At 69.4% G+C, this 12,012-nt stretch carries 10 protein-coding genes; 6 read left to right on the plus strand and 4 right to left on the minus strand.

Annotation, left to right across the window (positions count from 1 at the left end; all coding sequences use genetic code 11):
- Positions 1-3: 3 nt before the first annotated feature.
- The gene (locus tag ACIHA7_RS35135; protein WP_397295701.1) at positions 4-177 is read left to right on the plus strand and encodes a DUF1737 domain-containing protein; all 174 of its coding nucleotides are present in this window, start codon (positions 4-6) and stop codon (positions 175-177) included.
- 14 nt (positions 178-191) lie between these two features.
- On the opposite strand, the gene prpD is transcribed toward ACIHA7_RS35135, so the two are convergent.
- Positions 192-1,715, minus strand: a complete 1,524-nt coding sequence (gene prpD, locus ACIHA7_RS35140) for a 2-methylcitrate dehydratase PrpD (RefSeq protein WP_397295703.1) — start codon at positions 1,713-1,715, stop codon at positions 192-194.
- Between the two features lie 148 nt (positions 1,716-1,863).
- Between prpD and ACIHA7_RS35145 the strand changes: the two genes are divergently transcribed.
- Positions 1,864-3,285 carry a short-chain fatty acyl-CoA regulator family protein gene (locus ACIHA7_RS35145; RefSeq protein ID WP_397295705.1) on the plus strand — a complete coding sequence of 474 codons (1,422 nt, stop codon included), beginning with the start codon at positions 1,864-1,866 and terminating at the stop codon, positions 3,283-3,285.
- Here ACIHA7_RS35145 and sigJ read toward each other — a convergent pair.
- Positions 3,264-4,190: an RNA polymerase sigma factor SigJ gene (sigJ, locus tag ACIHA7_RS35150; protein WP_397295707.1), complete on the minus strand. Its 927-nt coding sequence runs from the start codon at positions 4,188-4,190 to the stop codon at positions 3,264-3,266. The genes ACIHA7_RS35145 and sigJ overlap by 22 nt on opposite strands.
- 168 nt (positions 4,191-4,358) lie before the next feature.
- Between sigJ and ACIHA7_RS35155 the strand changes: the two genes are divergently transcribed.
- Both ACIHA7_RS35155 and ACIHA7_RS35160 read left to right on the plus strand, forming a co-directional pair.
- Positions 4,359-5,810: an MFS transporter gene (locus tag ACIHA7_RS35155; RefSeq protein WP_397295709.1), complete on the plus strand. Its 1,452-nt coding sequence runs from the start codon at positions 4,359-4,361 to the stop codon at positions 5,808-5,810.
- A 96-nt stretch (positions 5,811-5,906) separates the two neighbouring features.
- Positions 5,907-6,308: a nuclear transport factor 2 family protein gene (locus tag ACIHA7_RS35160; protein WP_397295711.1), complete on the plus strand. Its 402-nt coding sequence runs from the start codon at positions 5,907-5,909 to the stop codon at positions 6,306-6,308.
- A 21-nt stretch (positions 6,309-6,329) separates the two neighbouring features.
- Here ACIHA7_RS35160 and recG read toward each other — a convergent pair whose 3' ends face one another.
- Positions 6,330-8,615: an ATP-dependent DNA helicase RecG gene (gene recG / locus ACIHA7_RS35165; protein ID WP_397295713.1), complete on the minus strand. Its 2,286-nt coding sequence runs from the start codon at positions 8,613-8,615 to the stop codon at positions 6,330-6,332.
- The gene (locus tag ACIHA7_RS35170) at positions 8,616-10,937 is read right to left on the minus strand and encodes a DAK2 domain-containing protein (RefSeq protein ID WP_397295715.1); all 2,322 of its coding nucleotides are present in this window, start codon (positions 10,935-10,937) and stop codon (positions 8,616-8,618) included.
- Positions 10,938-11,209: 272 nt separating this feature from the next.
- Between ACIHA7_RS35170 and rpmB the strand changes: the two genes are divergently transcribed.
- Both rpmB and ACIHA7_RS35180 read left to right on the plus strand, forming a co-directional pair.
- A complete protein-coding gene (gene rpmB, locus ACIHA7_RS35175) occupies positions 11,210-11,401 on the plus strand; it encodes a 50S ribosomal protein L28 (protein WP_011210730.1) in 192 nt (63 codons plus the stop codon).
- A gap of 96 nt (positions 11,402-11,497) precedes the next feature.
- Positions 11,498-12,004 (plus strand): GNAT family N-acetyltransferase, encoded by a 507-nt coding sequence (locus ACIHA7_RS35180; RefSeq protein WP_397295717.1) that lies wholly within the window; start codon positions 11,498-11,500, stop codon positions 12,002-12,004.
- Positions 12,005-12,012 lie beyond the last annotated feature (8 nt).

The following is a 12,012-nucleotide window of genomic DNA, read 5'->3' on the forward strand; positions in this document are numbered from 1 at the left end:
GGCATGAACGATCGTCCCCTGCGCTACCGCTTGATCACCGGCGTCGACGACGCCTCGTTCTGCGAGCGGATCAGCGGCCTGCTCGATCAGGGCTACCGGCTGCACGGCTCCCCCTCGGTGACCTTCAACGGCGTCGCGGTGATCGCCGCGCAGGCGCTGATCTGGGATGGCGAGTAGCTCGACCCCGCGCATCAGAAGATTCCTTCCGAAGTCTTGGGCGCCCGGTCCAGCACGGCGTCGGACACGGTGAACGTGAGCTGATCCAGTTCGCCTGCGGCGAGTTCCGGGGTGCGCTGGGCCGCGTCGAGGAAACGATCCTGCTCGGCCGGGTCGAGCACGCCCTCGGCGAGCGTGCGGAACTTGGCGATGTACTGCTCCCGCGCGAACGGTCGCGCGCCGAGCGGGTGCGCGTCGGCGACGGCGAGCTCGTCGACGATGGTCTCCCCGCTGCGCAGCGTCACCACCGCCCGTGCGCCGAACGCCTTTTCACTCGGGTCGGTGGCGTGATAGCGCCGCGTCCACTCCGGGTCCTCGGTGGTGGAGATCTTGCGCCACAGCGCGACGGTGTCCGGGCGCCGCGCGCGCTCCGGCGCGTAGGACCGCTCGTGATGCCAGGTTCCGTCCTGGAGCGCGACCGCGAAAATGTAAGGCACGGAGTGGTCCAGGGTTTCGCGGCTGGCCTGCGGGTCGAACTTCTGCGGGTCGCCCGACCCGGTGCCGATCACCACGTGCGTGTGGTGGCTGGTGTGCAGCACGATCGAGGCGACCTGGTCGAGATCGCCGATGCGCGAACGCATCCGGCGGGCCAGGTCGATCGGCGCCTGGCTCTGGTACTCGGCCGAGTGCTCCTTGGTGTAGCTGTCGAGGATCGCGCGCTTGGCCTCGCCGGGGCCAGGCAGCGGCACTCGATACTCCGCCTCGGTCCCGCCGAGCAGCCAGGCGATCACCCCGTCGGCGCCCTCCCAGATCGGCGCGGGCGCGCCCTCGCCGCGCATGGCCCGGTCCACCGCCTCGACCGCCATCTTTCCGGCGAACGCGGGTGCGTAGGCCTTCCAGCTGGAGATCTCGCCCTTGCGCGACTGCCTGGTCGCGGTGGTGGTGTGCAGCGCCTGCCCGATCGCCTGATAGATCGTCTCGGGGTCGAGCCCGAGCAGCGTGCCGATGCCCGCGGCGGCGGACGGCCCGAGGTGCGCGACATGGTCGATCTTGTACTCGTGCAGGCAGATTCCGCGCACCAGATCGATCTGGATCTCGTAACCCGTTGCCAGGCCACGGATCAGGTCGCTGCCGCTGCGGCCGAGATGCTGGGCCACCGCGAGGATCGGCGGGATGTTGTCGCCGGGATGCGAGTACTCCGCCGCCAGGAAGGTGTCGTGAAAGTCGAGCTCGCGCACCGCGACTCCGTTGGCCCAGGCGGCCCACTCCGGCGATACCCAGCGCGGTGCGGGCAGGCCGAACACCGTCGCACCCGACCGGCCGGGGCCGGGCCGATACGGCTGCGCGAGCGCCTGAGCCCGGGCACTGGTCACCGGGCGCCGGGTCAGCGCCGCGGCCGCGACCGCCGCGTTGTCGATGATCCGGTTCACGATCATCTCGGCGACCTCCGCCGAAACCTCGACCGGGTCGGCGGCTACCTCGGCGATCTTGGTAGCCAGATGTTCCGCGCGCGGGAAATCGGCGTCGGCGGGGCGGGCGCGTACGATGTGTGTCTTCAATGCGTCCTCCAAGGGGTGGTGAAAGAACCTCTCTTCGCACGCTACGCAGCCGACATCTCGCGCAAAATACCTCGCAGCGGCATATTTCTGCGGAAAAGAAGTGCCGATATTGCGATGATTGCGAAGACCCGGGGCTACGATCTTGCAGGTGCGGAAGATGTATGCGGGCGCCCGGCTCCGACGGTTGCGCGAAGAACGCAGACTCACCCAGGCGGCTCTCGCAAAGTCGCTGGATCTGTCGCCCAGCTATCTCAACCAGCTCGAACGTGATCAGCGACCGCTCACCATCCCGGTCCTGCTGAAACTCAACTCCACCTTCGATCTCGACGTGCAGTTCTTCGCCGCGGACTCCGACGCGCGGCTCGTCTCCGATCTGCACGAGGTGCTGATCGACGCCGCGGGCGGGCACACCGCGCCGCTGACCGAGGTGGAGGAGCTGGCGACCAGGCAGCCCGAGGTCGCCAGGATCGTCGTCGCGATGCACCGCAGGCTGCGCGCCGCGACCGATCAGCTCGACCTGCTCTCCGCCCGGGTGTCCGCACCCACCGGCGCGCCCGGCATGCCCATGCCCTACGAGGACGTCCGGGACTTCTTCTACGACCACCACAATCACATCCCGCAGCTCGACCTCGCCGCCGAGCACCTGTTCGAGCAGTCCGGCCTGACCATCGGCTCGCTGGATCGCCAGCTCGCCAGGGTGGCCGAGGAGCGGGCCGGGGTCACCGTGCTCGTCCGCGGCGACGGTGCCGATCCGTCCATCCCGAAGCGGCAATACGATCCCGACAGCCGCACACTGACTTTGGCCAGACGACTGCGGCCCGGCCAGCGCGCCTTCCAGATCGCGACCACCCTCGGATTCCTGCTGTACAGCACCGAGCTGGACGGCGTGCTCGCCGAAACCCCCTCGCTCACCGGCGAATCCCGCACGCTGGCGCGGATCGGGCTGGCCAACTACTTCGCGGGCGCACTGGTGCTGCCGTACGGCCGCTTCCTGCGCTCGGCCGAGGAATTGCACTACGACATCGACTTGCTCGCGCTGCGCTTCGAGGTCGGCTTCGAGACCATCTGCCACCGGCTCAGCACGCTGCAACGCCAAGGCCAGCGCGGGGTGCCGTTCTTCTTCGTCCGCACCGACCGCGCGGGCAATATCTCGAAACGCCAGTCCGCCACCGCCTTCCACTTCTCCCGGGTCGGCGGCAGCTGCCCGCTCTGGGTAGTGCACGAGGCGTTCGCCCATCCCGGCCGCATCCTCACCCAGGTCGCGGAGATGCCCGACGGCAGGCGCTACCTGTGGATCGCGCGCACCGCGATGACCGCGCCGCACGGATTCGGCACCGCGACAAAGAACTTCGCGATCGGACTCGGCTGCGACATCGAATACGCCGAGCGCCTGGTGTATTCGTCCGGCCTGCAGCTCGACGACCCCGCCGTCGCCGTGCAGATCGGCGCGGGCTGCAAGGTCTGCGAGCGCCCGTCGTGCCCGCAGCGCGCCTTCCCGCACATCGGCAGCCCGCTCGCCGTCAGCGAGCTCACCAGCACCGACCTGCCCTATCCGCGCGTCGGACGCTGATCGCCCGCGATCCTGGCGAGCTTGTCCGGGTTGGCCACCGCGTAGATGCCGCGGATCCGCTCGGTGCCCGGATCGATGTCGAGCACGACGACCGCGAACAGCGCGTCACCGGAGAAGACCACCGCCGACGGGTCACCGTTGACCCACCGGTGCCGGATGCGCAGGTTCGGCACATGGCCAAGCACAATCGGACTCGTGATCAGCCGGGCGACCTTGTCCACGCCGTTGATCGGGCGCAGCGCCGCCCGCTGCTTGCCGCCGCCGTCGGACCAGAACGTCACGTCCGGCGCCAGCAGTTCGAGCAGGCCCGCCATATCGCCGCCGAGCTGGGCGGCCAGGAACTTCTCGGTCACCTCCCGCTGCACCCTCGGATCGGCCTGGTGACGCGGCCTGCGGGCATGGACGTGTTCACGCGCCCGGTGCGCGAGCTGCCGGACGGCCGCGGCGTTGCGGCCGAGCATGTCGGCGATATCGGCGTGTGGATAGCCGAACACGTCGTGCAGCACGAACACCGCGCGCTCGAGGGGAGTGAGCGTCTCCAGCACCACCAGCATCGCCATCGAGACGGATTCGGCGCGCAGCGCGGGCTCGGCGCTGTCCTGGGCCGTCGGTTCGTCGGAGACCAGCGGCTCCGGTAGCCACGGGCCGACGTAGGTTTCCCGCCGCCGACTGATCGCGGCGCGCTTGGCCAGCGCGTGGTTGACCGCGATACGCACCAGGTAGGCGCGCGGGTGCTCGATCTCCGGGCTGTCCGCGCGAAGTCGCGCTACCCAGGCCAGCCAGGTGTCCTGCAGCACGTCTTCGGTGTCGGCGACACTGCCGAGCATGTTGTAGACGACCGAGAACAGCAGTTCCCGGTGGTCGGCGAACACATTCGTCGCATCCTCGTCCACGATTTCGATCATCGTCGCTCCTCACACCGGTGTCGCTACTAGGAGCGAGACAGCAGGGTGGAAAGTGACGCTCACACGGAAAATGTGATCCGGCTCTCCTCATGTCACGTACCGGCCCGGGCGGCGGCTCTCGGATGGCAACGGATGAAAACTCGTCCGCACCCGAGAGAGGACATCGGAGTGAGCGCACTCACCGAATCACCGTCGTTCCTGGCGACCCGCCGCGGCAAACTCATGCTGGCGCTGCTGTGCCTGGTCGCGTTCCTCGACTTCGTCGACGGCTCGATCGTCAATGTCGCGCTACCGACCATCCAGCACGAGCTGGGGCTGTCGGTGTCGACGCTGCAATGGGTCACCAGTGGTTATCTGCTGACCTACGGCGGTCTGATGCTGCTCGGCGGACGCCTGGCCGACCTGCTCGGCCGCCGCCGCGTGTTGATCGCCGGGACGATCCTGGTCGGCACCGCCTCGGCCGTCGGCGGCCTGGCCCAGTCCAGCGAGCTGCTGATCGGCGCCCGCTTCGCTCAAGGCGTGGGCGCCGCACTGATGCTGCCCGCGGCGCTGTCGATCCTCACCACCAACTTCCGGGAGGGCACCGATCGCACCACCGCGCTGAGCGTGTGGGGCGGCACCGCCGGACTCGCCTCCGCCGCAGGGGTTTTCCTCGGCGGGGTGCTGACCCAGGGTCCCGGCTGGCGCTGGGTCTTCTACGTCAACACACCCGTGTGCGTGCTGGTGCTCGCCGTGGTGCCGTTCCTGGTGCCCGACGACCGGCGCAACGAGATACGCGGCGGCTTCGACGTTTTCGGTACCGCGCTGGCGACCGGCGGGCTGATGCTGCTGGTCTACGGCTTGGTGCAGGCGCCGCAGCACGGGTGGGGCGACGCGCGGACCATACTGCAACTCGGCGTGGCGGTCGCGCTGCTGGCCGGCTTCGTGCTCAATGAGCGACGGACCGCGGATCCGCTTGTCCCGCTGTCGATCTTCCGGGTCAAGGGTCTCGCGGCGGCCAACCTGACCCACCTGACCCTGGCCGCGGGCATGCTCGCCATGTTCTTCTTCGTCACGCTCTACATGCAGGAAGTGCTTGGCTACGGGGAGTTCCAGGCGGGCAGCGCCTATCTGCCGATCAGCCTCACCATCGGCGCCGCCGCCGGGGTGACCGCGAAGTTCATCGCCAAAACCGGGACTCGCCCGCTCATCGTCACTGGGTCGGTGATCTCCGGACTCGGGCTGATCTGGCTCTCGCGCATCCCCACCGACGGTTCGTACCTGGTCGACCTGCTGCCGCCGATGGTGTTCATGTCCGTCGGGCTCGGTGTCGTGTTCGTCGCGAACACCACGGCCGCCAACGCGGGCGTGCCCGCCGAGCAAGCCGGACTCGCCGCGGCACTGCTCAATACGGGCCAGCAGATCGGCGGCGCGCTCGGGTTGGCCGTGCTGACCGCGGTCGCCACCTCCCACACCGCGAGCCGGCTGACCGCGGGCAACGCGCCGCTGGAGGCGATGACCTCCGGCTTCCAGCTCGCACTGCTGATCGGCGGGTTCATCACGCTCAGCGCCGCGTTCATCGGATTGCGGACCGTCAACTCACGTGGCGAGGAAGCGGCGGCGATACCTGTGGCCGCTTAGCGTGACTGCGGGCGGGTACCGGACGTGCCGGTACCCGCCCGCAGGCGTTCCATTCGTCCAATCCGGTAGCCCGGCGTCAGGTCTACCGTGCGGAGCATGGCAACGACATCTTCTTCCGCCGATTCCTCGATCGACGTCCTGCTGGTGGGTCTGCTCGACCAGTGGATGGCCGCGATCGTCGCCAACGACGCGGCGCGGATCGCCGACTATATGACCGACGACTGGACCATGGTCTCCGAGAACGGGATCACCTCCGCCACGGAGTTCCTCGCGTTCGTCGAGTCCGGCGCCCTGACCCATTCGGCGATGCAGCGGGTAGGCGAGGCCTCGATCAAGCAGTACGGAAACGTCGCGGTGCTGACGGTGCGGGCCACCAATACCGCGCACTACCAAGGCGAACGGTTCGACGCCGACGAGTGGACGACCGACATCTTCGTCGAGACCGAGCAGGGGTGGCGCTGCTCGCTCACCCAGATCACGGCCGTCGCGGCGCGGTGATTCCCGTTGTCGGCCAGCCGATTACGACTTGGCCAGGTACTCCAGGCGCTCAGCGTCGACCGCCGCGTGCATCATGCTCGCCAAGCCAGGATGCTTCTTCAGGCCAGGGTCGGCCTCGACCACCTCGCGGGCGAGATCCTGTGCCGCGGTAATGACTTCGAGGTCATCCAGCAGAGAGAGCAGGCGCAGCGAGCGAGCGGTGCCCGACTGGGCCGCGCCGAGCACGTCACCCTCGCGGCGGGTGCGCAGGTCGAGCACGGCGAGTTCGAAGCCGTCGGTGGTGGCGGCGACGGCGTCCAGTCGCGCCATGGCCGAGCCGCCGGGCGCGGAATCGGTGATCAGCAGACAAAGTCCGGGGTGCTTGCCTCGCCCGATGCGGCCACGCAGCTGATGCAGCTGGCTGACGCCGAAGCGGTCGGCGTCCACGATCACCATGACGGTCGCGTTCGGCACGTCGACGCCCACCTCGACGACGGTCGTGCAGACGAGCACGTCGACGGAGCCGTCATTGAAAGCGCGCATCACCTGGTCTTTTTCGTCCGCGGGCAGCCTGCCGTGCAGCAGGCCGACGCGCAGCTCGGCCAGCGGGCCGGTGCGCAGCATCTCGAAGACGTCCAGCGCGGCCTGCGTGGTCGGGCCTTCCTTCTCCGGCTCCGCCGCCTTCGTCTTGCCGTTGCGGGACTTACCGGAGCCTTCCGCCTCGTCGTCACCGATGCGTGAGCACACGACGTAGGCCTGCCGACCGGCCTTGACCTCCTCGACGATACGCTCCCAGGCGCGGTCGACCCAGTTCGGATGTTGCCTGCGCGGCACGACTTTGGAGGTGATCGGCGAGCGTCCGCGCGGCAGCTCGGTGAGCGTCGAGGTCTCCAGATCGCCGAGGGTGGTCATCGCGATGGTGCGCGGGATCGGCGTCGCGGTCATCACCAGCAGATGCGGGCTCGCGCCGGACTTCGCCTTGGCGCGCAACGCATCCCGCTGCTCGACGCCGAAGCGGTGCTGTTCGTCGACGACCACCATGCCGAGGTCGAAGAACTCGACGTTGTCCTGGATCAGCGCGTGCGTGCCGATCACGATGCCCGCCTCTCCGGTCATCGCCGCAAGCAGCGCGGCCTTCTTGGTCGCGGTCGACATCGAGCCGGTGACCAGCACGACCTTGGTCGACTTGTCGCCTGCGCCGAGCTCACCGGCGTTACCGAGGTCGCCGAGCATCCCGCGCAGAGACCGATAGTGCTGGGCGGCAAGCACTTCGGTCGGCGCGAGCAGCGCGCACTGCTGGCCGGCGTCGACGATCTGCAGCATCGCCTCCAACGCGACGATCGTCTTACCCGAGCCGACCTCACCCTGCAGCAGCCGGTGCATCGGATGACTGCGCGACATGTCCGCGGAGATCTCCGAGACCACCTTCCGCTGGCCCGCGGTGAGCTCGAACGGCAGCCGCTTCTCGAACTCGGCGGCGATGCCGTCGAGGCGCGGCGGACACGGGCGCGCGGCCCGGCCGGACACCTCGTGGCGGCGTTCGGCGAGCACCAGTTGCAAGGCCAGCGCCTCGTCGAAACGCAGCCGCTCCTGCGCCTGGTCGATGTCGGTCTTGCGCTCCGGCAGGTGAATCAGGCGCAGCGCGTCCGAGATCTTCATCAGCGAACGCTCGTTCCTGATGTCGTCGGGCAGCGGGTCGTCGATCGGATCGAGCTGATCGAGCACCTGCCGGACGCAGGCGAGCACGTCCCAGCTCTGCACCTTCGCGGTGGCCGGGTACACCGGGATGAACTCCCGCTCCATGAACGAGGTGTCCACGCCCTCAGCGCCTTTCGCGCTCTGCGCGAGGCCGCGCAGGTCGCCGCCGCCGCGCACGGTCTTCACCGCGCCCACCGACTCGTCGTCGGCTTCGGGCAGGATCAGGTAGCCCGGATGGCTCAGGTTCCACTGGCCGGGCCGCCAGTAGTTCACCGTGCCCGACATCATCGCGCGAAGCCCTTCGCGGACAACGTATTTCACCTTGTCACCGTTGAAGAAGGTGACATCGACGCCGCGGCCGGTGCCGGAACCGGTGTCCAGCACCACCTTCAGCAGCGAACCGCGGCGATTGCGCATCGGTCGCAGCTCGGCCTTGGTGATCCGGCCGATCACCGTGATGTGCGTACCGTCCTCGGGCTCCTCCTCGGTGAGCGGTTGCCCCTGGGTCGCGTAGCGCAGCGGGTAGTGCCGGAGCAGGTCCTCCACCGTGTGCATGTCGAACGCGTCGACCAGCGAACCCGCCGCCTTCACGCCGAGGACATGGTCGAGCCGATCACTCAGGGTCGCCATCTACTCCACTCCGATCTGCACCAGATCCCCGTGCTGGCCACCGAAGTACACGGTGACCTCCACGCCGGGAAAGCTTTCGCCGATGTGTGCGGCAAGTTCGCCTGCGAGACCGTCCGGTGCCGCCGCGCCCATCAACAGGGTGACCAGTTCGCCACCGAAGGCGAGCATCCGGTCCAGCAGCGTCAGGCCCGCCGCGCGCACATCGTGGTCGATCACCACCACGTCGTGGCCGACCAGGCCGAGCCCGTCGCCCGCTTCGCAGGTACCAACCATGGTGAGCGCCCGTTCCCGTGCCGCGCGCAGCGACCCCCACCTAGTGGTCGCGGCCGCCTCGGACATGGCGAAGGCGTCGTCGACGGCGATCCGGCCGCGATCGTGCACGGCCAGCGCCGCGAGTCCCTGCACCATGGACGCGCTCGGCAGCAGCAGCACGTCACGGTGGGCGTCGCGGGCGGCGACACCGACCGCGACCAGGTCGTGTGCGGGTAGCGCGCCGTTGGGCAGCACGAGCACCTCGCGGTTCGGCAGCGCCCGGATCGCGTCGAGCAGGGTCGCGGCCGTCACCGCGCCGTCGCCCGCGAGCACCACCGCGCCCGCGTCCTCGAACAGCTCGGCCGCGCCGGCACCGGCCGCCACCGCGAGGACGCCGCGGTCGGCGGGGCCGTCGGTTTCCTTGGCGGAGTCCATCGTGGTGTGGGTGACCAGGTGTCCGGGGGTCATGTCGTGTTTGGCGGGCGCGAAGCTCTCGATGCGGATGCCGCTGAGTTTCCCGACGGCGAGGCCCGCCTCCACCGCGGCGCCCGCGTCGGCGCAGTGCACGTGGGCGGACCAGGAGCCGTCACCATCGCCGACGACCACCACCGAGTCACCGAGTTCGGTGAGGCGCGCGCGAAGCTTTGCCAGCTGATACTCGTCGGTGTCGGCCAGCAGGTACATCACCTCGTATTGCGGTGCGGCCGAACCGGATACCTCGCTGTTCCCGGCAGCCTGCGACGGAACAGGGTCGCGCGGGGTGTACTCCGGCCGGGCCGGGAACTCGCCGAGCGTGACCGAAACGAGGCAGTCCAGCAACACCACCAGCCCGCGCGCGCCCGCGTCGACGACGCCCGCCTCCCGTAGCACGCCGAGCTGAGACGGAGTGTCGCCGAGCGCCTTGGCCGCCCCATCCGCCGCCGCCAACGCCACCTCCGCCAGCGAGGTGTCCGGACAGTCGGCGGCACTGGCCGCCGCACAGTCGAGCACAGTGAGGATGGTGCCTTCGATCGGTTCACTCAGCGCTTCACGGACCAGCGCCGACCCCCGCCGCAGCGCATCACGCAGGGTCGCGGCGGTCAACGGCTCATGCCGGACCGCCTCAGCCATACCGCGCAGCACCTGCGACAGGATGATGCCCGAGTTGCCGCGAGCACCGAGGGTCGCGCCACGCGCCATCGCGGCGGCAACGTCGTGTGCCGACATTGCGGCGGCGTCGCCGTGTGCCGACCTCGCGGCGGCAACGTCGCGTGGCGACCTCGCGGCGACATCGTCGCGTGGCGACCTCTCGGCGTCGTCATCGGCGGCAGCCGACCTTGCCGTGTCGACCTCGCGAGCCGACCCCGAGGCGACATCGTCGCGAGCCGGCCCCGCGGCGGCATCATCGCGAGCCGACCTCGCGGCAGCATCGTCGCGTGGCGACCTCACGGCGTCGTCGGCGGCAGCCGACCTCGCGGCGGCAAGGTCGCGGACCAACCCCAAGGCGACATCGTCGCGGGCCGACCCCAAGGCGACATCGTCGCGGACCGACCCCGAGGCAACATCGTCGCGGGCCGACCCCGTGGCGGCAACGTCGTGGGCCGACCCCGAGGCAACATCGTCGCGGGCCGACCCCGCGGCAGCATCGTCGCGTGGCGACCTCACGGCGTCGTCGGCGGCAGCCGACCTCGCGGCGGCAACGTCGCGGACCAACCCCAAGGCAACATCGTCGCGGGCCGACCCCGCGGCAACATCCTCGTGGGCCGACCCCGAGGCGTCGTCGGCGGCGGCAGCCGACCTCGCCGTGTCGACCTCGCGCGCCGAGATCGCGGCCGCGTCCTGTGCCGGGCGGGCGGCTTCCGGCGCGGACGCCTTCGTAACCGCGGTATCGCTTGCGGTGACGGTCGCCGCCTCGGCCGCGTCCATTGCGGCGCGCATGGTGGCGAGCAGGTTGGTGCCGGTGTCGGCGTCGGGGATGGGGAAGACGTTGAGGGCGTTGATCTCCTCGCGACGGTTGGCCAGGTCGTCGAGGCAGGCGCGGCCCCAGCGCAGCAACGCCGTGCCGTCCATCACATCCCGCGCTCCGGGCACCGTCACCCCTTCTTGTCAGATCTGCACCGCCCGCAAGGTTAGCGGGCGATACCGACATACTGGTGGTACCCACCTCGTGTTCCGGCACCGTCGGAAAGCGACCCGGTTTGGTGGATCGGGGGCCGTCCCGCTACCCTTGCAGGGTTGCCTCGCGTGGCCGTTGCCGGTTTGCGCTGGCCGATGTCTGTCGGCAGGGGTACGTCAATACATTGTTTCCGGACATGCCGCCCGCGGGTGGCGGTCCTCCACATGACATGAAGGAGTTCGCGACTATGGCTGCCGTCTGCGACGTCTGCGCCAAGGGCCCCGGCTTCGGGAAGTCGGTCTCGCACTCGCACCGGCGCACCAACCGTCGCTGGAACCCGAACATCCAGACCGTTCGCGCCCAGGTTGCGCCGGGTAACACCCGTCGCATGAACGTGTGCACCTCCTGCCTCAAGGCAGGCAAGGTCGTTCGCGGCTGATTCAGCCTCGGCTGAACCGGTAAGAGACCGACGCACGCCCCGGCACCCGCAAGGGTGGTCCGGGGCGTAGTCATCGATGGGTGAAAAATGTCGGGTATGACCGAGCCCGAGTGGGTCATCCTGCCGCTCGCCGCCGAGCACACCTATCGCCTGGCCGAATGTCACATCGCCTGCTGGCGGGAGGCGTACCCCGGCCTGGTGCCCGCGCATGTGCTCGACGCGTTCGATGTCGAGCGCCGAGCCGAGCAGTGGGAGCGGCAGCGGGTCGAGTACTCCGGGCGTACGTGGGTGGCGCTGGCCGATGATCGAGTGATCGGCTTCGCGACCGCGGGCGCCAGTCTCGACACCCCGCCCGTCACACCGCTCCAGCTGAACGCGCTGTACGTCCGAGCGTCCTGGTACGGCACCGGTGTCGCGCACGATCTGTTGCGTGCCGCGGTCGACCCCTCGGCGGCGTGCTCGCTGTGGGTCTTCGAGGAGAACCCGCGCGCCCAGTCCTTCTATCGCAAACACGGTTTCGCGCTGGACGGCACCCGCCGGGTCGAGGCATTCACACCCGCCATCGAGGTCCGGATGGTGCGCCCGTCCGGCGCCGAGCAGTGAGCCGGCCC

Origin of the sequence: Nocardia sp. NPDC052316 (assembly GCF_044547795.1) — a bacterium.
Lineage (GTDB): Bacteria > Actinomycetota > Actinomycetes > Mycobacteriales > Mycobacteriaceae > Nocardia.